Source organism: Streptomyces sp. WM4235 (assembly GCF_001279725.1).
GTDB lineage: Bacteria > Actinomycetota > Actinomycetes > Streptomycetales > Streptomycetaceae > Streptomyces.
This window is the reverse complement of record NZ_LGDE01000226.1, coordinates 120,195-143,370: the sequence shown is the minus strand read 5'-3', so window position 1 is coordinate 143,370 and position 23,176 is coordinate 120,195. Positions and strand designations below refer to the sequence as shown.

General features: G+C 72.9%; 14 protein-coding genes. 11 read left to right on the top strand and 3 right to left on the bottom strand.

Annotated features, from left to right (window positions below):
* The first annotated feature begins 31 nt into the window (after positions 1-31).
* The 5 genes from ADK55_RS17200 to ADK55_RS17180 all read left to right on the top strand — a co-directional run bounded on the left by ADK55_RS17200 (position 32) and on the right by ADK55_RS17180 (position 12,790).
* Positions 32-1,330: an MFS transporter gene (locus ADK55_RS17200; protein ID WP_053679770.1), complete on the top strand. Its 1,299-nt coding sequence runs from the start codon at positions 32-34 to the stop codon at positions 1,328-1,330.
* The gene (locus ADK55_RS17195) at positions 1,290-4,733 is read left to right on the top strand and encodes a type I polyketide synthase (RefSeq protein WP_420713638.1); all 3,444 of its coding nucleotides are present in this window, start codon (positions 1,290-1,292) and stop codon (positions 4,731-4,733) included. The genes ADK55_RS17200 and ADK55_RS17195 overlap by 41 nt, the downstream gene beginning before the upstream one ends.
* Positions 4,730-10,639 (top strand): MupA/Atu3671 family FMN-dependent luciferase-like monooxygenase, encoded by a 5,910-nt coding sequence (locus ADK55_RS17190; RefSeq protein ID WP_053679661.1) that lies wholly within the window; start codon positions 4,730-4,732, stop codon positions 10,637-10,639. Before ADK55_RS17195 ends, ADK55_RS17190 begins: the two co-directional genes overlap by 4 nt.
* Positions 10,636-11,943 carry a M18 family aminopeptidase gene (locus ADK55_RS17185; RefSeq protein ID WP_053679659.1) on the top strand — a complete coding sequence of 436 codons (1,308 nt, stop codon included), beginning with the start codon at positions 10,636-10,638 and terminating at the stop codon, positions 11,941-11,943. Before ADK55_RS17190 ends, ADK55_RS17185 begins: the two co-directional genes overlap by 4 nt.
* 79 nt (positions 11,944-12,022) lie before the next feature.
* Positions 12,023-12,790: a thioesterase II family protein gene (locus ADK55_RS17180; RefSeq protein WP_053679657.1), complete on the top strand. Its 768-nt coding sequence runs from the start codon at positions 12,023-12,025 to the stop codon at positions 12,788-12,790.
* A 13-nt stretch (positions 12,791-12,803) separates the two neighbouring features.
* On the opposite strand, the gene ADK55_RS17175 is transcribed toward ADK55_RS17180, so the two are convergent.
* Positions 12,804-14,081, bottom strand: a complete 1,278-nt coding sequence (locus tag ADK55_RS17175) for a M6 family metalloprotease domain-containing protein (RefSeq protein WP_053679655.1) — start codon at positions 14,079-14,081, stop codon at positions 12,804-12,806.
* A 249-nt stretch (positions 14,082-14,330) separates the two neighbouring features.
* Here ADK55_RS17175 and ADK55_RS17170 point away from each other — a divergent pair, with 249 nt between their 5' ends.
* From ADK55_RS17170 to ADK55_RS17160, 3 genes are all read left to right on the top strand, one after another.
* Positions 14,331-15,005 (top strand): TetR/AcrR family transcriptional regulator, encoded by a 675-nt coding sequence (locus ADK55_RS17170; RefSeq protein WP_053679653.1) that lies wholly within the window; start codon positions 14,331-14,333, stop codon positions 15,003-15,005.
* Positions 15,006-15,089: 84 nt separating this feature from the next.
* Positions 15,090-16,622 carry an MFS transporter gene (locus ADK55_RS17165; protein ID WP_053679651.1) on the top strand — a complete coding sequence of 511 codons (1,533 nt, stop codon included), beginning with the start codon at positions 15,090-15,092 and terminating at the stop codon, positions 16,620-16,622.
* A gap of 115 nt (positions 16,623-16,737) precedes the next feature.
* Positions 16,738-17,505, top strand: a complete 768-nt coding sequence (locus ADK55_RS17160; protein WP_053679768.1) for a dioxygenase — start codon at positions 16,738-16,740, stop codon at positions 17,503-17,505.
* Here ADK55_RS17160 and ADK55_RS17155 read toward each other — a convergent pair.
* Entirely contained in the window at positions 17,502-18,035 is a 534-nt protein-coding gene (locus ADK55_RS17155; RefSeq protein WP_078999029.1) for a GNAT family N-acetyltransferase, read from the bottom strand. The genes ADK55_RS17160 and ADK55_RS17155 overlap by 4 nt on opposite strands.
* 222 nt (positions 18,036-18,257) lie before the next feature.
* On the opposite strand from ADK55_RS17155, the gene ADK55_RS17150 reads away from it, so the two are divergent.
* The gene (locus tag ADK55_RS17150) at positions 18,258-19,235 is read left to right on the top strand and encodes a sigma-70 family RNA polymerase sigma factor (RefSeq protein ID WP_053679648.1); all 978 of its coding nucleotides are present in this window, start codon (positions 18,258-18,260) and stop codon (positions 19,233-19,235) included.
* A gap of 138 nt (positions 19,236-19,373) precedes the next feature.
* Here the strand turns inward: ADK55_RS17150 and ADK55_RS17145 are convergent, their stop codons facing one another.
* On the bottom strand, positions 19,374-20,318 hold the full coding sequence (locus ADK55_RS17145; protein ID WP_053679646.1) for a helix-turn-helix transcriptional regulator: 945 nt from the start codon (positions 20,316-20,318) through the stop codon (positions 19,374-19,376).
* Positions 20,319-20,380: 62 nt separating this feature from the next.
* On the opposite strand from ADK55_RS17145, the gene ADK55_RS17140 reads away from it, so the two are divergent.
* On the top strand, positions 20,381-21,946 hold the full coding sequence (locus tag ADK55_RS17140; protein WP_053679644.1) for an MFS transporter: 1,566 nt from the start codon (positions 20,381-20,383) through the stop codon (positions 21,944-21,946).
* A 224-nt stretch (positions 21,947-22,170) separates the two neighbouring features.
* A complete protein-coding gene (gene pfkB, locus ADK55_RS17135) occupies positions 22,171-23,130 on the top strand; it encodes a 1-phosphofructokinase (RefSeq protein ID WP_053679641.1) in 960 nt (319 codons plus the stop codon).
* Positions 23,131-23,176 lie beyond the last annotated feature (46 nt).

Sequence of the window (23,176 nt, the reverse complement as noted above, 5' to 3'; positions counted from 1 at the left end):
GGCTCTCAAGGAGCGTCGGTACCGGATCCTGGTGGCCGGTTACGCGATCTCCTCGTACGGCACCTTCCTCAACCTGGTCGCGCTGAACCTGTACGTGTACGCGGTGACCAACCGGGCTTTGGCCGTGGGCGCGTTCATGACCGTGCGGTTCGCCGCCGGGTTCCTGACCGGTCTGGTCGCCGGACCGCTCCTGGCCCGCTGGTCCGCCAAGGGCGCCATGCTCTGGGCGAACCTGCTCCAGGCGGCGGCGATGCTGCTCCTCGTGCTGGTGCCGGACGAGTACCACACGGCCTCGCTGTTCACCGTCTCCGCCGTGGTCGGCGCCGCGGGCACCCTGTTCATGGTCGCGTTCCGCAGCTCGATCCCGCACATGGTCGGCGAGGGCCGCACCACGTGGGCCAACTCGCTGATGGTCAGTTGGCGTTCCATGGCCATGGTGGCCGGCTTCGCCTCCTCGGGCGTCGTGGTCTCGCTGATGGGCTACACCGCCGCCTTCCTCGCGGACATGGGCACCTTCCTGGTCTGCGCCCTCACCGTCGCCCTGCTGCCGATGACCCGGGACGCGGCCGACGCCACGGCCGACGGCGCGAAGGGCAAGGGCGACCCGGAGGGCGCCGAGGGGACGAAGGGGAAGATCCGGTCCTCCGCCGCGCTCGCCGCGCTGGGAGCGGCCCCCGCCCTGCTGCTGATGGTGGCGTTGCGCGGGGTCGACGCACTGGGGTCGTCCTCGCACAACGCCGCCCTGCCCGTGTACTCCACCCGACTCGACGCCGACTCCCCGGCCGTCTTCGTCAGCGTCTTCTGGTGCGTGTGGGCCATCGGCAACGTCCTCGCCCAACAGGTGCTGCGCCGGTACGCGAAGCGCACCGAACGCGCCGTCGGATCGCTTGGCTTCGGACTCGGCACCATCGTCATGTCGGGCACCTTCATCCTGGCGTTCGCCGGGTTCCCGTGGGCGGCGACGATCGTGATCGCCCTGCTCGCCGGGGCGGCCGACGGGGTCACCGAAGTCTCGTACACCTCGCACCTGCAGACCCTCCCCAGCGACCTGCGCACCCACGCCTTCGGGCTCTCCGCGACCGTCGAGAACCTCGGCTTCGGCATCGGGATGATCGTGGTCGCGACCGCGCTGGACGCCTTCACCCCGCTGTCGGTCGTCGCCGTCGCGCACGGCGCCGCCATCCTCGTGGCCCTGGTCTTCGTGGCACAGGTGCTCTGGCAGCGCAACGCGTCGCGGAAGGCGACGGCGGACAGCGACGAGGGAGGGAGCGGCGATGCAGGACCGGCGCGTGGCAGTCATCGGGATGGCGCTGAGGTTTCCGGGGGCTGACACACCCGCGCGGTACTGGGACGACATCCGCTCCGGCGCATCGCACGTACGCCCCTTCACCGACGACGAATTCGCGGCCGCCGGGTTACCCGAAGACCTCTACCGGGCCCCGGACTTCACGGGCGCGAGCGCGCTGCTGCCCGACATCGACGGCTTCGACGCCGCCTTCTTCGGGATGAGCGGCCGCGAGGCCACCCTGACCGACCCCCAGCAGCGGCTGTTCCTGGAGTGCTGCCACCACGCGCTGGAGGACGGCGGTCATGCCGGCACCTCCGAGCGGGTCGGCGTGTACGCGAGCATCGGCTACCGCCTGTACTCCCTGCACAGCTACCTCGCGAATCAGATCGGCCGGCAGGGCGCTTCAGGCGACTCGGGCGACCCGGGTGCTTCAGGCGACTCGGGTGCTTCGGGCGACCCGGGTGTTTCGGGTGACTGGGCCGAGGTCAAGCAGATCCAGGTCGGCAACTACCCCGATTTCACCGCCAACCGCGCCGCCTTCCGGCTCGGACTCACCGGACCCGCCGTCAACGTCGCCACCGCCTGCTCCAGCGGCCTGGTCTCCGTCCACCTGGCCTGCCAGGCGCTGCTCGCCGGCGACGCCGACCTGATGGTGGTGGGCTCCGCCGCGCTGCACCTGCCACAGATCACCGGGCACCGGCACGTACGGGGATCGACGCTCTCCCGCACCGGCGCCGTACGGGCCTTCGACGCGGCGGCCGACGGCACGGTCGGCGGCAACGGGGTGGCCGCCGTCCTCCTCAAGCCCCTGGCGAAGGCGCTCGCCGACGGGGACACCGTGCACGGGGTGATCCTGGGCTCCGCCGTGACCAACGACGGCGCGGACAAGGCCGGCTTCGCGGCCCCCGGCGTCGCGGGCCAGCGGGACGCGGTGCTCGGCGCACTGGCGAACGCCGGGGTCGGGGCCGACACGATCGGCTATCTGGAGGCGCACGGCACCGGCACCTACAAGGGCGACCCGATCGAGTTCGCCGCGCTCACCGAGGCCTACCGGCGGCACACAGACCGCACCGGATTCTGCGCCCTCGGCTCCACCAAGCCCGCCATCGGCCACCTGGACAGCGCCGCCGGGCTCGCCGGACTGATCAAGGCCCTCCTCGTCCTGCGGCACGCCACGATCCCCCCGCTGGTGAACCTCACCCGTCCCAACCCCCTGCTGGGCGTCGACGACAGCCCGTTCACGCTGCCCCGGCAGGCCGCACCTTGGGCCGCGGACGGGCCGCGGCGGGCGGGCGTGCACTCCATCGGCATGGGAGGCACCAACGCGCACGTGATCCTCGAAGAGGCCCCGCACGCCCCCGCACGCCCCCCGGGCGGCCCGCTCCCCGCCCTGCTGCCCCTGTCGGCGCAGAGCCCCCGAGCCCTGGAGGACAGCGCCCGGGCGCTGCGCGACACCCTGCGCCGGCGCCCGGACCTCGCCCCCGCCGACGTGCTCACCACCCTGGCCCTCGGCCGGCGCCACCTGCGCCACCGGCTCGTCGTCACCGCGCCCGCCGGGCGCCTGGCCGAGGCCCTGGACGCGTACCTCGGGGACCCGGCGCGGTACGACGGCGCGCAGCCGCCGGCGGCGCGGGCGGCGGCCCCGGTCCGCGCCGACGGGGTCACCGCCCACCACACCGGGACGGTCGAGGCGCAGGCCCCGACCGCGCCCGCGTTCGTCTTCAGCGGCCAGGGCAGCGGCCGGCCCGGGATGGCCGGCGCGCTCGCCGCGCGCTTCCCCCAGGCGGCCGAGGTGCTGAGGGAGTGCGCCCGGATCCACCGGGAGGAGACCGGGGAGGACCACTTCCTCGCCCGGGTCGTCACCGGTGAGGGACCCGGCCGGTGGGACACCGACTTCGCCCAACCGGCGATCTTCGCCCTCCAGGTCGCCCAGGCGCGGCTCTGGCGGTACCTGGGCGTGACCCCGTCCGCCGTCGCCGGGCACAGCGTGGGGGAGTACGCGGCCCTGTGCGTCGCGGGCGCCTTCACGGTCGAGGACGGCATGCGGTTGCTGTGCCGGCGCGGCCGGCTCATGCAGGGCACCGAGCCCGGCGCCATGCTGGCCGTGTTCAGCCCCCTGGAACGGGTACGGGAACTCCTCGACGCCCTCGGACGGTCGGCGCACGGCCGCCTCGAACTGGCCGTGTCCAACGGGCCCGCGCAGCACGTCGTCGCGGGCCGGCCGGCCGCTGTGGAGGCGGCCCGCTCCTGGCTCGCCGAACGCGGGGAGACGAGCGAACCGCTGCCCGTGGACCGCGCCTTCCACACCGCGCTGCTCGACCCGGTGCTGGACGAGTTCCGAGCCGTCGCCGACAAAGTCGAACTCCACCCCGTACAGGTGGAGTTCGTCAGCGGGCTCGACGGCCGGACCCGGCCGATCGGGTGGCTCCCCGATGCCGATTACCTGGTCCGTCAGGCCCGGCACACGGCGGACTTCCACGCGGCACTGGGCACCCTCGCGCCCGTCGGAGTCCTCGTCGAGCTCGGACACGGCGCACCCCTGACCGGCCTGGCCCGCCGGGCGGTACCCGACGCCACCTGCGTCCCCACCTGGCCCGCCACGCCCGTCCGGCGCGAGGGCGGCGATCCGGGCGCCGACGCGGACGGCCCGTGGACGGCGGTGGCCCGACTGCACTGCGCCGGCGTCTCCGTCGACTGGGCCGCGCTCCTCGACGGCTGTGCCGGTCGGCGCGTCCCGCTGCCCTTGTACCCCTTCCAGCGCCGGTCGTACTGGACCGGGCCCCCACCGCATTCCGGTCCCGAGGCGGACCGCGCACCCACGAACCAAGGCTCCATGGAGGACGGCATGACCGAACGGGACGTACTCAGGCGCGTACTCGAACTCACCGCGCGCCACCTCGGTTACGACCTCGCCGAGGTCCGTGCCGGGCAGACGTTCATCGGTCTCGGTGCCGACTCGCTGCAACTCATCGGCATGCTCAGGCAGTTGGAGGCCGAGTTCGGGGTGCGGATCGCGATCCGCGACGTGCTGGAGGACGCGGGCACCCCGGAGCTGACGGCCCGCCTGATCGCCTCGCGTTCCTCGGGTGCGTCCGGTTCCTCGGTCGACGGCGGTGCGTCCGGTTCCTCGGGCGCGTCCGGTTCCTCGGTCGGCTCGGGCACCCCGCTGTTCGCCGAGCCCGAGGAGCCCGCCCCGCTGACCGTGCTCGCACCGGCACCGGCACCGGCACCCGCACCCGTACCGGCGCCCGCGCCCGTACCCGTACCCGTATCGGCACCCGCACCCGTCGTGGAGTCCGCGCGTCCCTCGGCCACCGAGTACGCGCACCGCGCGGAGATCGCCGAGCTGAGCCGCCAGATCGACCTGCTGGCCGAGACCCAGGCCGCCATGCTGGTGCAGCTGTCCGAGGCCATGACCCTGCTCGGTGCCGAGCGCGCCCGATGACCGGCACCGCGGCCGACCGGGCCGCCGCGCTCTCCCGGCAGCTCACGGCGCAGCTCGCCGCCGCCAGGGACCGCCTCACGCCGCCGCCATCGCCATCGCCCGAGCCGACGCCACCGACACCGCCCCCGCCGCCCCCGCCGGAGCCGCCGTCCTCGCACGGCCCGCGCGTCGTGCTGCCCGAGGGTTCCGGGATGGTCGGCGACGGCGTCGACCGCGCCCAGCGCGCCCACGCCGCCGAGCTCGGCCGCCGCCTGGTCGCGCGCACCCGCACGTCGAAGGAGCTGGCCCAGAGCCGACGGGCCGTACTGGCCGACAGCCGGGCCGTCGTCGGCTTCCGCCGCTCCACCAAGGAGACCCTGTACCCGCTGGTGGCCCGTTCGGCGCGCGGCGCACGGCTCACGGACGTGGACGGGAACCAGTACACCGACATCACGATGGGCTTCGGCGCCCTGCTCTTCGGGCACGAGCCGGAGTTCGTCACGGCGGCCGTGCGCGAGCACCTCGACGACGGTCTGCGGTTCGGCCCCCGGCCGGTCGAGGCCGGTGAGGTCGCCCAACTCCTCGCCGACCTCACCGGCCTGGAACGGGTGGCGTTCGCGAACTCCGGCACGGAGGCCAACTCGGCCGCCCTGCGCCTCGCCCGCGCCGCGACCGGACGCGACCGCGTCGTCATGTTCCGCGGCTCCTACCACGGACACATCGACTCTGTACTGGGCCGCCCCGGCCCGGACGCCGCACGCGCCGTGCCCGTCGCCCGGGGCATCCCGGACAGCGCCGTCGCCGAACTCCTCGTCCTCGAATACGGCAGCCAGGAAGCCCTGGAGACCATCGACGCGCTCGGCGACACCATCGCCGCCGTCATCGTCGAACCGGTCCAGTGCCGCAACCCCGCACTGCGCCCCGTCGCGTTCCTGCGCACCCTGCGCGAACTCACCCGGCGGCGCGGCATCGTGCTGCTCTTCGACGAGATGCTCACCGGCCTGCGCCCCCACCCCCGGGGCGCACAGCACCACTTCGGCGTCGTCCCCGACCTCGCCACCTACGGCAAGGCGCTGGGCAGCGGCTTCCCGATCGGGGCGATAGCCGGCCGCGCGGACATCCTGGACGGGGTGGACGGCGGCTTCTGGCGGTACGGCGACGACAGCCGGCCCGAGGTCGAGACCACCTTCTTCGGCGGCACGTACATGCAGCACCCGCTGTCCATGGCGGCGGCCAAGGCGGTCCTCACCCACCTCACCGCCGAGGGCCCCGCCCTCCAGGAGCGGCTCAACGCCAGGACCGACGCCCTCACCGACGACCTGAACGGCTTCTTCCGGGACGAGGAATTCCCCCTGGAACTGGCCCACTTCGGCTCCATGTTCCGGTTCACCCACCGGGCCGACATGGAACTGCTGTACCAGCACCTCCTGACGCGCGGGGTCTACGTCTGGGAGTGGCGCAGCTTCTACCTGTCCACCGCCCACACCGACGGCGACGTCGAACGGGTCTCCGACGCGGTGAAGGACTCGCTGCGCGCCCTGCGCGCCGGCGGCTTCTTCCCCACCACCCGCCCGGCCCTCCGGTCGCGGCCGACCGCGCGGCCCGCCCGCCCCCGGCCCGCCCCCGACTTCGGGATGTACTTCTTCGGCGACTACCCCGACGCCGACGACGGGCCCGCCGGTGACGCCGGTGGGCACGCGCCGCGGCCCGCCGACGCGTACGCGCGGATCATCGAGACGGCCCGCTTCGCCGACGAGCGCGGCTTCAGCTCGCTGTGGGTTCCCGAACGGCACTTCCACTCCTTCGGCGGCCTCTTCCCCAACCCGGCCGTCCTCGCGTCAGCGCTGGCCCGGGAGACCGACCGCATCCGGTTGAACGCCGGCTCCGTGGTCCTGCCGCTGCACGACCCGGTCCGTGTCGCCGAGGAGTGGTCGGTCGTCGACAACCTGTCCGGCGGGCGGGTCGGGATCGGTTGCGCCACCGGCTGGCACGCCCAGGACTTCGCCCTCCACCCGGACCGCTTCGCGCGCCGCAAGGAGATCGGGTTCGCCCACCTGGACGACGTACGGACCCTGTGGCGCGGCGGAACCCTGCGCCGGACCACGGGGAGCGGCGCGGAGGTCGGGATCCGTGTCCACCCCCGCCCGGTGCAGGCCGAGCCCCCGATGTTCCTGGCCACCTCCGGGCGCCGGGACTCGTACGAGGAGGCGGCGGAACGCGACCTGGGCATCGTCACCAACCTGATGAACCAGACGATCGCCGAGCTGGCGGAGAACGTCCGCCACTACCGCAAGGCGCGTGAGCAGCACGGCCTCGACCCCGACGCGGGCCGCGTGACCGTACTCCTGCACACGTACCTCGGCGAGGACCACGCGACGGCGCGGGCGCAGGCGCTGGAGCCGATGAGCCGCTACCTGCGGTCCTCGCTCCAGATGCGCTCGGCCGCGGGCGCACTGACGAGCAACCCCCAGGACGTGGCCGGCGCGAGCGACGAGGACCTCGACTACCTCTTCCGCCGGGCGTACGACCGGTACTGCGACGAACGCGCCCTGATCGGCACGCCCGAGACCTGCGCCCCGGTGGTCGAAGCACTGCGACGGGCGGGCGTCGACGAGATCGCCTCCCTCGTCGACTTCGGCATGCCGGCCGACCTGATGAGGTCCGGACTGGAACGGCTCGACGCGCTGCGGGCCCGGTTCCACGACCCCGGCGAGGTGGCCGTCGAAGCCGAAGCCGAAGCCGAAGCCGATCCCGTCGAGGGGTCTGTCGACGTGTCCGCGCCCGCGACCGACGCCCAGCGCCGGATCTGGCTCGCGTCCCAGCTCATCGGGGACCCGGCCGCCTACAACGAGATCCAGGCGGTACGGCTGAGCGGCGCCCTGGACACGGCGGCCCTCGGCGAGGCCGTCGCCGGCCTCGTGGAACGGCACGCCGCGCTGCGGACCGTGTTCCGCACCGGCACCGGGGACGAGACGGTCCGACAGGTCGTCCGGGCCGACGCGGACGTCGCGCTGCGGTCGAGCGACCTGCGGGACCACGCCGACGCGGACGCCGCCGTAGCCGCCGTCCTGACGCGGGAGAGCACGCGGCCGTACGACCTGGCCGAGGGACCGCTGTTCACCCCCCGCCTGTTGGCCCTCGCCGACGACGAGCACGTCCTCGTGCTGGGCATGCACCACATCGTCACCGACGGGCACTCCGCCGCCCTGCTCGCCGCCGACCTGGAGGAGTTGTACACGGCCGCCGTCGAGGGCCGCGCCGCCCGCTTCACCGCGCCCGCCGGCACCACGGTCGGCGCACCCGAGCCCGACCGGGACCCGGCCGACCTGCGCTGGTGGCAGGACCGGCTCACGCCGCCGCCGGCCGCGCTCGCCCTGCCCACCGACCGCCCCCGGGAACGCCGGGTGGCCGGGAGGGGCGCGGCCGCCGAGATCCGGCTCGACGCCGCCCGCACCTCCGCGCTCCAGGAATGGAGCGGGCAACGGGGCGTCACGCTCTTCGCCACGCTCCTGACCGGCTGGCAGCTCGTCCTGCGCGAGCGGTCCGGGCAGGACGAGTTCGTCGTCGGCTCCACCTTCGGCCGGCGTACGCCCGAGACCGCCGACACGGTCGGCTTCCACGTCTCCGTGCTGCCCCTGCGGGTGTCCCTGACGGACACGACGCCCCTCACCGACGCCGTGCGCGCCACGCGTGACGCGTTGTTCGACGCGGACGCCCACCAACACGTCGACCTCGACGCGCTGATGACCGCCGTCAACCCCGACCGGGGCCACCCGCGCCCGCTGATCACCGTGTCGGCCGATCTCGACACCGCGCCCCTGACCTGCATCCGCCTGCCCGGACTGCGCGCCCGGGAGGTGCCCGGCGGCACGGAGTCGGCGCCGCTGGAGATGGCCCTGATGGCCATCCGCGGCGGCTCCGGCCTGCGCTTGCGCCTGCGCTACGACGCCGACCTGTTCGACGCGGCGACGGCGCGCGCCCACCTGGACGACCTCGACCGGATCCTCGCCGTGATGGCGGGCGGCGATGCGGAACGGGTTCGGGACACCGCGGCCGGCCCCGCCGTCGTCGTGTCCGCCGACCAGGTTCCGCAGGAGCTGCGGACGATCTGGAAGGCGGTCCTGAAGGTCGAAGAGGTGCCGGACGACGGGGACTTCTTCGACCTGGGCGGCAACTCGATATCGGCGATCCGCCTGATCAACCGGGTGCGCGAGACGCTGGACGTCGACTTCGCCATGGCGGACTTCTTCGCGGACGCCAACCTGGGCGCGATGGCCCGCCGACTGGCGGGCGGGCAGGACCCGACCGGCGGGCAGGACCCGACTGGCGGGCAGGACCCGACCGGCGGGCAGGACCGGGACGCCGCGCAGGACCCGGCGACCGCGCAGGACCCGCCGCCGGTCCGGCCCGTGAAGGTTCCCGCCCCGCGTGAGGGCGAGGTCGTCGAGCGGGCGCCGGTCAGCGACCAGCAGGAGCGGATGATCGCGGGTCACCTCTCCGTGCCGCAGCCGCAGGTCTGGAACATGCCCACCAGGATCCGCTTCCGGGGCGCCCTGAAACCCGACGCGCTGCGCGCCGCGCTCACCGAACTGGTGGCCCGCCACCAGGCCCTCCGCCTGCGCTTCGCCCGGGACCCGGACACGGCCCGGGACCCCGGCACGGGCCGAGCCCCTGCCCCGGACCCCGGCACCGTCCAGGACCCCGGCACCGTCCAGGACCCCGGCACCGCCGAGGACCCCGGCACCGCCGAGGACCCCCGCACCGGCCGGGAATGGTGCCAGGAGGTGTTGGCCGCCCGGCCCGTCCGCCTCCCGATCGAGGACCTGACCCGGCTGGCGCCCGCGAAGCGGACCGCACGGGCCGACCGGGTGTGCCGCCGGCTGGCGGACACCCCCATCGACATCACCCGTTCGACGCTGGCCCCGCCGAAGCTGCTGCGGCTCGCCGAGGACGAGTGGCTGCTGATGTTCGTCCTGCACCACATCGCCGCCGACGGATGGGCGCACTCGATGCTCGTCTCCGAGCTCGCCGAGCTGTACACGGCCGCCGCCGAGGGCAGGGCGCACACCCTCGCGGCGCCGGCTTCCCAGCCGACGGACTACGCCCGCCACCAGAGGGCGACGAGGGACCCCGCGACCGAGGCCCGACGGGCCGCGTACTGCGCGGCGTACCTCGAAGGCGTGCCGACCCGTTCCGACATCCCCACGGACCGGCCCCGGCCCGAGAAGTCGAGCGGCGACGGCGGCACGATCCGCGGCGTGGTGCCCGGCGCTGTCCGCACGGCCGTCGAGAGGTTGGCGACGGCCCGCAGGGTCACCCCGTTCGCGGTGTCGGCGGCGGCGCTCGGTGTCCACCTGGCCCGGCTCTCCGGCGTGCGGGACATCCTGTTGAGCGTCCCGTACGCCAACCGCGAGCGCGTCGAGTTCGAATCGCTCGTGGCGATGACGTCGACCGCCGTCATGGTCCGTGTCCGCGTCGACCCGGACGAGAGCTTCGCCGACCTGGTGGGCCGGACCGGCGCGGAGGCCATGGCCGTCATGGCCAACGTCCTGCCCACCGCGCGCATCATGCGGGCGATGCGGGACGCCGGGGCCACCGAGGTGCCCGACCGGGTGCCGTACGTCCTCGGGTTCCAGAACTACCCCGACACCGACATCGAGATTCCCGGCCTCCACGTGGAGGTGGAGGACCTCGCACCGCCGGTGAGCCGGGCCGAGCTCGTCTTCGGGCTCTCGCCCCGCCGGGACCCGTCCCTCGGCTACCGCACGTTCCTGGAGTACTCGGCCGACCTGTGGGACGGGCGCACGGCCGAAGACCTCCTTTCTTCCTACGCAACGCTGCTCGCAGACCTGAGCGCCCAACCCGACCGTCGGATCGCGGCCCTGCTCAGCACTCAACCGACGCCCCGAGAGGCGGAATCCGAATGACTCTGGTCAACGACCCCAGCCACGCCGAGGACCTGCTCGCCTTCCTGAAGGACAGCTCCTCGCCCTACCACGCGGTGGCCGAGTCCGCCCGCCGCCTGGAGAAGGCCGGCTTCACCGAGCTGAGCGAGACCGAGGAATGGACCGGCGGCACCGGAGGCAGGTTCATCACCCGCGCCGGCGCCCTCATCGCCTGGTACGTCCCCGAGGGGGCTCCCGCGCACACCCCCTTCCGGATCATCGGCGCGCACACGGACTCGCCCAACCTGCGGGTCAAGCCCACGCCCGACACCTCGTCCGCCGGCTGGCGGCAGATCGCCGTGGAGGTCTACGGAGGCGTCCCGCTCAACACCTGGCTCGACCGTGACCTCGGCATCTCGGGCCGGATCAGCCTGCGCGACGGCGGCTCCGCCCTCGTCAAGATCGACGAACCCCTCTTCCGGGTGCCGCAGTTGGCCATCCACCTGGACCGATCGGTGAACGACGGCCTCGCCCTCGACCGGCAGCGCCAGACGCAGCCCATCTGGGCCCTGGGCGCCTCGGAGCCGGGCGCGCTGCTGCGCCGGATCGCCCGCGCCGCCGACCGGGACCCCGACCAGATCCTCGGCTGGGACCTGATGCTGCACGACATCCAGCCCCCCGGACACCTCGGCGAGGAAAGCGAGTTCCTGGTGTCCTCGCGCCTGGACAACCTGGTGTCCGTGCACGCGGGCGTCACCGCGCTCACGGCCGCCGCCGAGGCGTACGCGAGGAACACGGTCCCGGCGGAGGGCCCGCGGATCCCCGTGCTCGCGGCCTTCGACCACGAGGAGTGCGGCAGCGGCTCCGAGACCGGCGCCCGCAGCCCGCTGCTGGAGCGGATCCTGAACCGCTCCGTCAGCGGTCGCGGAGGTGGCGGCGAGGACTGGTCGCGGGCCATCGCCGGGTCGTTCTGCGTGTCCTCCGACATGGCCCACGCCGTGCACCCCAACTACAGCGAGCGCCACGACCCGGACAACCACCCGCTGCCCAACGGCGGCCCCGTGGTGAAGGTCAACGTCAACCAGCGGTACGCCACCGACGGCACCGGGTTCGCGGCCTTCGCCGCCGCCTGCGAGCGGGCCGACGTGCCGTGGCAGCGGTTCGTCTCCAACAACGCGATGGCCTGCGGCACCTCGATCGGCCCGCTCACCGCCGCCCAACTCGGCGTGACCACCGTGGACGTGGGCATCCCCGGCCTGTCCATGCACTCCGCGCGCGAGCTGGTCGGCGCCCAAGACCCCGGGTACCTGACGCGGGCCCTCGCCGAGTTCGTCACGACGGGCTGACGCCCCGTACGCACAGGGGGCCGCGGCGCCGCCCGCGGCCCCCCGCGCCCCGACCCACGCCCTCCGGGAGAGACCGAGCATGTCCGCACGAAACGTCGTCATCAAAGGCGCCGACCCGCGGGACGCCGTCCTGCGCGTCCTGATCCTTCCGCACGCCGGCGCGGGCGCGGCGGCCGGTCTGGCCTTCGCGGAGCGCGCTCCGGCCGACTGGCTGGTCGCCACGGCCCGGCTGCCCGGCCGGGAGTCCCGCCTGCGCGAGAGCGTTCCCGCACTGCCCGGCCTGGTGGCCGAGGTCGTCACCACCCTGCACTCCCTGCCCGGCACCGCCCCCCTGATCGTCGTCGGCGTGTGCTCCGGGGCGGTGATCGCCCTGGAGGCCGTACGCGCCGTACAGGGCGCCGGCGCCGACCTCGTCGCCGGGCTGGTGGTCGTCTCCCAGTGGGCGGTGACGGAGAAGCCCGACCCCGACCGTCCGTCCCTGCGCGACGTGGACGACCCCGCCCGCGTCCTGGAGATCCTCCGGGAGTTCGGCGGGGTACCGCAATCGCTGGCCGCCAACCCGGAGATGCTCGGCCTGGTGCTGCCGGCCATCGTCGCGGACATGGTGGCCGTCGAGGACTACACGTCGGGCCCGGAACCGCTCCTCGCCTGCCCGCTGCTGACCGTCTTCGGGGACGCGGACGACCTGTGCCCCGACGAGCGGACCGAGGACTGGGCCCTGTTCGCCGAGAACGTCCGCGGCGCCTGGGTACCGGGCGGCCACATGCTCCTCGCGGACGGCCCCGGGGCGGTGGTGGACGCCCTCGTCGACCACCTCGACCTGTTCACTGCGGACCACGCCCCCTGAGGGCCGTCCCGGCCTAGGGCCGGGTGACGCGCACCTGGAAGCTGCCGTCGCGCAGCTCGCCCACCACCGAGACGCTGATGCCCGCCTTGTCGTCGCTGAAGGTCTCGCCCGGCCGGAACGGCGCGTCGGACAGTTCCGCGTGCACGTTCGGCCGCCGCGTACAGCCTCCGCTGGCGTCCGTGCTGTCGGACACGGTGACCGGTCCGCGCCCGGTGTCGATGGCGGAGTCCACCTTGTAGATGAGGACGCCCGGTTTGCAGACGGACTCGTCGTTGCCCGCCTGGGTGCGCACCTCGATCGCGTACCCGACGCTCTCCGACAGCGGTACGAAGGCCAGTTTCGTGCCGCCCCGCACCGCCAGCGGGGACAGCACGTGATCACTCACGCCGGACTTGGAGGCGCAGCTGATCTGGTCGCCGTCGAGCCAGCCCAGCTTCCACTTGTGCCAGCCCAGCAGGTCGTTGTTGGAGCCCCAGTCCTCGCTCATGATGTCCCAGTGCCCGACCGTGCCGCCGCCGTCGGACGTGTACAGGTCGGGCAGCCCGAAGACGTGCCCGTTCTCGTGCGGGAGCACCCGGTAACCGGTCTCCCGGTAGGTGCCCGAGCCGTCGTCCTGGCGGCTGTAGACGAAGGACGTGTTCGCCAGGGGCACCCCGTCGGCGAGGGGGGCCTCGCCGTTGCCGGAGAAGGTCACGGACAGGACCGTGTCCAGGGCGGAGGGCCCCGCGTTCGGGGTGACCAGGATGTTGATGATGTCGTACCGGCGGAAGTCCACCTCGGAGTCGGCGGCCTTCGCGATGTGCTCCACGAGCTGGCGGTACCCGGGCTCGTAGGGGGAGCCGCGCCCGATCCCGTACGCCGCGAACGGCATCGGCATCCGCAGCCACGTCCTTATCGGCGCCTCGGCCAGGTAGGTGAGCCGCCCGTAGGAGCTGGTGCGGAACCAGTCGGCGGTCTGCGGGAAGAACTCCGCCATCCGGTCCAGGGCCGTTCCCTCGCCTTTGGCGTCGGGGAAGTCGATCATCAGGTTCAGGGCCCGTACCTCGCCGGTGGACCGCGAGTACCCGGGGGGCGTCGGCAGCCCCTCGGACATCTGGACGCCCATGGTGCCCGTGATCCGGCAGGGGGCCAGCACCGATTCGGCGCTCGTGGACACGGGCCCGGCCGCCGAGTGGCCGCGATGGGAGGTCCCGTCGCTCGCCGTCGCCGAGACGCCGAGGGCCAGCGCGGTGAGGCCGATGTACGCGCAGGTGCGGCGTGGGGTGCGTATCCGGTGGCGGGTCTGCGGCATGGAGATCGCCTTCGGGTCCGACGGCAGCCGGCCGGTCCCGAGCTGCTCTCCGTTGCCTCACCCTCCGACGGCTGCGGCGCGCCCGCGCGTCGGGAGAGGCCAAACGGGAGCACGACCCGAGAAGGGCCGTGACCCAGGTCACACCGACGAGTGAAATAAGCGGGGACGCGATCCCCGTTTGCATCTACGTCCCACGAAGCGGGGACGACTTCCCCGTTTGAGGGAGTCCAGTGCCGAGGAGGCCCCGGAATGAAGACCCCCGTCGCCGTCGCCGGCATCGAGGCGAAAGTTCCGCGCCCCCGTGCCGACGCCGTCCGCAACCGTGAACGCATCCTGGCCGCGGCCCGCGAGGTGCTCGTCGAACTCGGCTCGACCGCCCCCTTCGACGAGGTCGCCCGCCGGGCCGGCATCGGCAACGCCACGCTCTACCGACACTTTCCAGACCGGGCCACCCTGGTCCGCCACGTGGTCCTCTACGTCATGGGCCGGGTCACCGCCCACGCGGAGAACGCCCTCGCCGAGGTCGCGTCGGCCGACGAGGGCGACGCCTTCGCCGCGCTGTGCCACTTCACCCACGCGGCGGCCGACGAGCGCATCGGCGCCCTGTGCCCCATGCTCTCCGGGGACTTCGACCAGGAACACCCCGAACTCCTCGCGTCCCGGATCGCGTTGGAGCACGCCGTGCAGACGCTCGTGCTCACCGGACAGGAGTCCGGGCTGCTCCGCGCGGACATCGGCGCGGGCGACCTGATGGTCGCGCTCTCCCAGCTCAGCCGACCCCTCCCGGGTACCGGCTGCCCCGACATGGACCGCTTCGTCCACCGCCATCTCCAGCTGTTCCTCGACGGGTTGCGGGCTCCGGCGCGTTCCGTGCTGCCGGGTTCCCCGGCGGCCCTGGGGGACCTCAGGCGGAAAACCATGTGACGCCGCCGGGTCGCACCCCTTAGCGTCGTAAATCCTCCCTAAACCTTGATTTTCAGTCATTCCGCACAGTGAGTGGGTACTCCCATGCCGAAAACAGCCGCGACCCTCGCGCCGGCTGCCGACCCCAGCCGCTGGAAGGCACTCGTCTTCATAGCCCTGGCCCAGCTGATGGTCGTCCTCGACGCGACCATCGTGAACATCGCCCTCCCGTCCGCCCAGACCGACCTCGGCATCTCGGACGGCAACCGCCAGTGGGTCATCACCGCCTACGCGCTGGCCTTCGGCGGCCTCCTCCTCTTCGGCGGCCGCATCGCCGACAAGTGGGGCCGCAAGAACGCCTTCGTCGTCGGCCTGATCGGCTTCGCCCTGGCCTCCGCGCTCGGCGGCGCCGCCACCGGCGAGGCCATGATGCTGGGCGCCCGCGCCCTCCAGGGCGCCTTCGGCGCGCTGCTCGCCCCGGCCGCGCTCTCGCTGCTGGCCGTCATGTTCACCGACGCCAAGGAGCGGGCCAAGGCCTTCGGCATCTACGGCGCCATCGCGGGCGGCGGCGGTGCCGTCGGCCTGATCCTCGGCGGCTTCCTCACCGAGTACCTCAACTGGCGCTGGACCTTCTTCGTCAACATCCCCTTCGCGATCGTCGCGGCCATCGGTGCCTGGTTCGTCATCCGTGAGCCCGCCGGCGCCCGCAACCCCGCCAAGCTCGACATCCCCGGCGTGATCCTCTCCACGCTCGGCCTGGTCGCGCTGGTCTACGGCTTCACCCGCGCCGAGTCCGCCGGCTGGTCGGACACCGTGACCGTGACCATGTTCATCGCCTCGGCGGCGCTGCTCACGGCCTTCGTCTACGTCGAGTCCAAGGTGAAGTCGCCGCTCCTGCCGCTGCGCGTCCTGCTGGAGCGCAACCGCGGCGGCGTCTACCTCTCCCTGGGCCTCGCCGTCATCTCGATGTTCGGCCTGTTCCTCTTCCTCACCTACTACCTCCAGGTCGTGAAGGGCTTCTCGCCCGTCAAGACCGGCTTCGCCTTCCTGCCGATGATCGCGGGCATGATCACGGGCTCGACGCAGATCGGCGCCCGCCTGATGACCCGCGTCCCGCCGCGGCTGCTGATGGGCCCGGGCTTCCTGCTCGCCGCCACCGGCATGCTGCTGCTGACGCAGCTGGAGGTCGGGTCCTCCTACCCGGCGCTGATCCTGCCCGCGCAGCTCCTGCTCGGCCTCGGCATGGGTTCGGCGTTCATGCCCGCCATGTCCCTGGCCACGCACGGGGTGAACCCGGCCGACGCCGGTGTCGCCTCCGCCATGGTCAACACCTCGCAGCAGGTCGGCGGCGCGATCGGCACCGCCCTGCTGAACACCATCGCCGCCTCCGCGACGACCGCGTACCTGACCGACCACGCGGCCGAGGCCGCGGCGGGCGGCCCGGCGGCGAAGCTGATCCAGGCCCAGGCCATGGTCGAGGGCTACTCCTCGGCCATCTGGTGGGCCGTCGGCATCCTGGTGACCAGCTCGCTGATCGCCTTCACCCTGATCACCACGGGCCGCCCCGGCGCGGGTGCGCCGGTGGCCTCCGGCGAGGGCGCCGAGGCCGAGATCAAGATCCCGGTGGTCGCCCACTGACCCCCGGGGCACGGGCCCGGGAATGACTGACGACCCCGCTTCGTTCAAATTTGTACGAAGCGGGGTCGGTCTTGTTCCACCCCGCCCGACGACCGAGGAGTGCCCCGTGACCCGCATGCCGGCCCTGTACCTGAGTCACGGCGCGCCCCCGCTGGCCGACGACCCGGTCTGGCCCGGTGAACTCGCCGCCTGGTCCGCCGACCTCCCCCGCCCCCGGGCGATCCTCATGGTCTCCGCCCACTGGGAGGAAGCCCCGCTCGCCCTCGGCGCCACCGAGCCCGTCCCGCTCGTGTACGACTTCTGGGGCTTCCCCGAGCACTACTACGGAGTGCGGTACGAGGCGCCGGGCGCCCCCGACCTGGCCGCCTCGGTACGGGCCCTCCTGCGGACCCCGGGCACGCCCGTCCAGGACATCCCCGACCGGGGGCTGGACCACGGCGCGTACGTCCCCCTGGTGGAGATGTTCCCCGCGGCCGACATACCGGTCCTCCAGATCTCCATGCCGACCCTGGACCCCACCCGCCTCATGGACATCGGCCGCAGGCTCGCGCCGCTGCGCGACGAGGGCGTGCTGATCGTGGGCAGCGGGTTCTTCACGCACAACCTCGCCGCCCTGCGGCACACCGGCCCGGGCGTGCCCGGCTGGTCCGCGGAGTTCGACGCCTGGGGCCGGGAGGCGCTGGCCGCCTCCGACGTCGACGCCCTGCTCGACTTCGAGACGAAGTCCCCCGCCGGCCGCCTCGCCCACCCCCGCACGGAACACTTCGCCCCGCTGTTCGTCACCCTGGGCGCGGCCGAGTCCACCGGCGACCTCACGGCGCCCCGCACCCCCGTGGACGGCTACTGGATGGGCCTCTCGAAGCGCTCCCTCCAGTTCGGCTAGACGGCCCGGTCCGGGTCCCGCAGCGCCTTCTCGTACCAGCGGACGTCCCAGAAGCGGTCGAACTTCCGGCCCGCCTCGGTGAAGTCCCCGACACGCCGGAAGCCGAACCGGGCGTGGAGGCGTTCCGAGGCCTCGTTCGGCAGGGCGATGCCCGCGTAGGCCCGATGGACCGGCTCGTCGGCGAGCGCCGCGAACAGGGCCTCGTACAGGAGCGTGCCGACCCCCCGACCGACCGCGTGCGGCGCGAGGTACACGCTGACCTCCACCGAGCCCACGTAGGCCGGTTTCGGGCGGAAAGCGCTGCTTGTCGCGTATCCGGCCATTCGCTCGCCAGTCCAGGCAACCAGAAGCCGATGGGGGCCGTCTTCAGGGTGGGAGTGCAGCCAAGGGCGGCGCTGTTCCGGGGTGAAGGCCACCGTGTCGAATGTGACGGCGGTCTCACGGACGTAGTGGTTGTACAACGCCGTGAGTGCCGGCAGGTCGGCTGCCACCCCGGGCCTGACCTGCACCTCTTCGAGATCTGACCGCACACTGTCTCCTTCGGTGACGGGACGTGGCGGGGCAGGATACTGCAAGATCTCGGAAAAGAGGGGCCGGCGTGGGAATTCTGTCCCGTTTCCAGTCGTTGTTTCCTTCGAAAGCGGGCACTCGGGAGAGTGTCCGAAGGACGCATCATCCGCACCACTCGGAGAAGCACGACGCGTCCCGCAGCCGCACCGCGACCGAACTCATCGCATCGCAAGGGAGCACGCATGGCAACCCGCGCCGTCGCCCGCCGTCAGTCCACGAGCAGCGCTCGCGCCGTGGGCGGGGAGATCGCAGACCGCGACCTGGTCGGCATGTACCTCGACGAGATCGCGCGCACCCCGCTGCTCGACGCGGCCAAGGAAGTGGAGCTCTCGCAGATCATCGAGGCGGGTGTGTACGCCCGACAGATCCTCGACGACGCGATAGAGCGCACGGGGGAGACCCCGGCCCGCGAGGAACTGGAGGCGCTCGCCGCCGAAGGCGAGCGCGCCAAGGAAGTCTTCATCCGCTCGAACCTCCGCCTCGTCGTGGCCGTCGCCCGCCGCTACCCGCGCAGCGGCCTGCCGCTGCTCGACCTCATCCAGGAAGGCAACGCGGGCCTGGTCCGCGCGGTCGAGAAGTTCGACTACGCCAAGGGCTTCAAGTTCTCCACCTACGCCACGTGGTGGATCCGCCAGGCCATCACCCGCTCCATCGCCGACCAGTCCCGCACCATCCGCCTCCCCGTCCACCTGGTCGAGGAGCTCGGCCGGATCCGTCGGGTGCAGCGCGAGTTCAACCGCGAGAACGGCCGCGACCCGGAGCACGCGGAGGTCGCCGCCGAGCTGGACTCGACGGCGAAGCGCGTCGGCGACGTACTGGACTGGGCCCGTGACCCGGTCAGCCTCAACATGGGCGTGGACGACGACGGCGACACACAGTTCGGTGACCTCCTGGAGGACACCTCGGCGGTCTCCCCGGAGCAGTCCGTGCTCTCGCTGCTGCGCAGCGAGGAACTGGAGGACCTGCTCGGCAAGCTCGACCAGCGCACCGCGTCGATCATCAAGATGCGTTACGGCATCGATGACGGTCGGGAGCGTACGCTGACAGAGGTGGGCAAGCAGCACGGCCTGACCCGTGAGCGGATCCGCCAGATCGAGAAGCACGCGTTGCTGGAACTGAAGAAGATGGCGCGTGACACCGGCTTCGACGCCGTGGCCTGACCGGCCCGCGACGAAGCCCCCTCCACGAGCCCCCGGCGCCTACCCCCCCCAGGTGCCGGGGGCTCTCTCGTACCCGGACCCGCCCCTGGCGGCCCCTCGACCGGGACCCGCCGGGGCCCGCTCGGCGCCCGCCCCCGGCTACGCCCCGGCCGCCGCGCTCAGCCGCTCCGCGAGCCCCCGCGCGCTGTCCGCCAGCGCCGCCGGCTCCCGTACCGCGAACCCCAATCCCGTCAGCGCCAGCCGCGCCGCCACCCATTCGGGCGCCTCCCCGGTGTCGAACCTCACCCGACAGCCGCCCCGCTCCTCCACGGCGTCCTCCCGCAGCCAGCCCGGCAGGGCGTCCACCGTCGCCGCGAAGGTCACCTCCACCCGGTACGTCTCCCCGCCCCGCAGCCCGCGCCGCACGAACTCCTCCGCCTCCATCGGCAGCACCCGCGCGGCGAACCGCGCCCCCGTCGCGAACGGCTCGCTCACCCGGTCCACCCGGAACGTCCGCCAGTCCTCGCGCTCCAGGTCGTAGGCCACCAGGTACCACCGGCTGCCGGTGCTCACCAGCCGGTACGGCTCCACCAGCCGCCGCGTGGCCGCGCCGTCGCGGGCCCGGTAGCCGAACCGCAGCCGCTCCGGACCCGCCACCGCGGCCGCCATCGTCGTCAGGGTCCGCGGATCCACCGTCGCCCCGTCGCCCCGGGACACCGCGACCGTGGCCGACTGGAGCGCGCTCACCCGGCGGCGAAGCCGCGACGGCAGGACCTGTTCGAGCTTCGCGAGGGCCCGTACGGACGCCTCCTCGATCCCCTCGATCGCGTGCCCGGCACCCGCCCGCAGCCCCACCGCGATGGCCACGGCCTCCTCGTCGTCCAGGAGCAACGGGGGCATCGCCGCGCCCGCCACCAGCCGATATCCGCCCTCCGAGCCCAGCGAGGCCTCCACCGGGTACCCCAGCTCCCGCAGCCGGTCGATGTCCCGCCGGATCGTGCGGGCGCTCACGCGCAGGCGCTCGGCGAGCTCGCTCCCGGGCCATTCGCGCGGTGTCTGAAGGAGGGACAGCAGGGTGAGCAACCGCGCCGGGGTGTCGTTCATGGCTCAAGATTGCCGGAGAAATAGGTCACCGACTGACCTAGATGCCGTCTAGGTTTCTCCCCATGAGCACCGAGACAGCCAAGGCATCGCCCGAAAGAGAGAACGGGCCCGTACCAGAAGAGCGGAACGACACCCTCCTTACCGACGCAACCGGCGCATCCGGCGCCTCCGAGGCCGCGGCCGTCGCCGCTGCCTCCCCCGCGGACCGCCGCCGCTGGCTGGCGCTCGCCATCGTGATGACCGCGGCCTTCATGGACCTCGTCGACGTCACGATCGTCAACATCGCGATACCCACCATGCGCGCGAACTTCGGGGCGTCCACCAGCGCGATCCAGTGGATCACCGCCGGGTACGCCCTCGCCTTCGCCGCCGGCCTCATCACCGGCGGTCGTCTCGGTGACATCTACGGCCGCAAGCGCGTCTTCCTCATCGGCATCGCCGGTTTCACCGCCGCCTCGCTGCTCTGCGGCATCGCCGCCAACCCCTCCATGCTCGTCGCCTCCCGCGTCCTCCAGGGCGCCATGGCGGCCCTGATGGTCCCGCAGGTCCTGGCGATCATCCACGTCACCTTCCCGCCGCACGAGCGCGGCAAGGTCTTCGGCATGTTCGGCGCGATCGTCGGCCTCGGCGCCGTCTCGGGCCCGATGCTCGGCGCACTGCTCACCGAGTGGAACCTGTTCGACCTCGAATGGCGCCCGATCTTCCTGATCAACCTGCCCGTCGGCATCGCCGGCGTGCTCCTGGGACGCAAGTTCATCACCGAGTCCAAGGCCCCGAAGGCGCTGCGCCTCGACCTGGTCGGCGTCGTGCTCGCCACCCTCGCCCTGGTCATGCTGATCTTCCCGCTCACCCACGGCCGGGAGAACGACTGGCCGCTGTGGGGCTTCGTCTGCATGATCCTCTCGCCGGCGGTCTTCGCGGGCTTCATCGCCTACGAGAAGCACAAGATCCGCAAGGACGGCTCCCCGCTCGTGGAACTGTCCCTGTTCAAGGTCAAGAGCTTCGCGGGCGGCATCGCCGTCCAACTGACCTTCGGCATCGCGACCGGCATCTTCTTCCTGGTCTGGACGCTGTACATGCAGATGGGCCTCGGCTGGAGCGCCCTGCGCGCCGGCACCACCGGCATCCCCTTCTCGATCGCCGTCTCGGTCGCCGCGGGCTTGTCCGTACAGAAGCTCGTACCGCGCTTCGGCCGCAAGGTGCTCCAGGCCGGCGCGCTCACCATGGCCGCGGGTCTGCTCCTCTACATCTGGGAGTCCGACCACTACGGCATGGGGATCGCCTCCTGGCAGATGGCCGCCCCGCTGGTCGTCATGGGCATCGGCATGGGCCTGATCGTCGCGCCGCTGACCGACACCGTGCTCTCGCAGGTGCCGCGCGAGCACGCCGGCTCGGCCTCGGGCCTGATCAACACCACCGGTCAGATGGGCAACGCGCTGGGCCTCGGCCTGACCTCGGTCGTCTTCTTCGGGCTCATCGACGACGACGGGGTCCTCGGTGCCCCGTACGTCGAGGCCTTCCGCGGTGCGCTGTGGTGGGTCGCGGCGGTCCTGGTCCTGATCTTCGCGGTGATGTTCATGCTCCCGCGCGAGTCGGTCCCGATGGACGAGCGAGAAGGCGCCCACTAGCCGCGAGCCGGCGCACCGCACGACGAACGGGCATGCCCGCTCTCCGGAGCCGGCATGCCCGCTTGTTCTGCTTTCGAGCCCAGCCTGTTTCATTTCCGGAGGAAACAGGGCGTACCGTGCAAGGAAAAGCGCACAGTCGGGCATCCGACGGACGTGAACGGACCTGAATCCACGTGTACGCACCTGAGCGCCGGCCAGGCCGCCGGGACGGAAGTCGCGCTCGCATGATCCTCACCGTCACCCCCAACCCCTCCCTCGACCGGACCTACGAGATCCCCTCGCTCGGCCGGGGCGACGTCCTGCGCGCCACCGGGGACCGGGTCGACCCGGGCGGCAAGGGGGTCAACGTCTCCCGCGCCGTCGCCGCCGCGGGCGTCCGCACGACCGCGGTCCTCCCGCTCGGCGGCGCCCCCGGCGCCCTGCTCGCCGAACTGCTGGGCGCGCAGGGCGTGGACGTGACGGCGGTCTCCATCGCCGGACAGACCCGCTCCAACATCTCCCTCGCCGAACCGGACGGCACCCTGACGAAGATCAACGCACCGGGCCCGGAACTCGCTCCGGAGGAGTCGGCGTTGCTCCTGGAGACGGTCCGCACCCACGACGGCAGCCCCGCCTGGATCGCCTGCTGCGGCAGCCTGCCGCGCGGCCTGCGCCCCGAGTGGTACGCCGAACTGGTCACCCGTGCCCACGAAGCGGGGGCCCGGATCGCCCTGGACACCTCCGGCCCGGCGCTCCTCGCGGCCCTCCCGAACCGCCCCGACGTCATCAAACCGAACGTCCACGAACTCGCCACCGCCGTCGGCCGCCCGCTGGCCACCCTCGGCGACGTGGTCGACGCCGCCAGGGAGCTGCGCGCCCTGGGTGCGGGGGCGGTACTGGCCTCCCTCGGAGCCGACGGTCAACTGTTGATCTCCGCCGAGGGCGACCACTACGGCACCGCCCCCGCCGCCGAGATCCGCAGCAACGTCGGGGCGGGCGACGCCTCCCTGGCCGGCTTCCTGATCGCCGGTGGCGCCGGCCCCGAGGCCCTCGCCTCGGCCCTGGCCCACGGCGCGGCCGCCGTGCGACTGCCCGGCAGTGCCATGCCGACCCCCGCCGACCTGCGCCCCGACGCGGTCCGCGTGACCCGAGACCTGCCGCTCGACCTCCCCCTGACCGAACCCGCCGCGGTCCGAAGCGTGTGAAGGAGCCCGCGGCGGGTCACCGCTGCGAGCGGGGGACCTCCACACC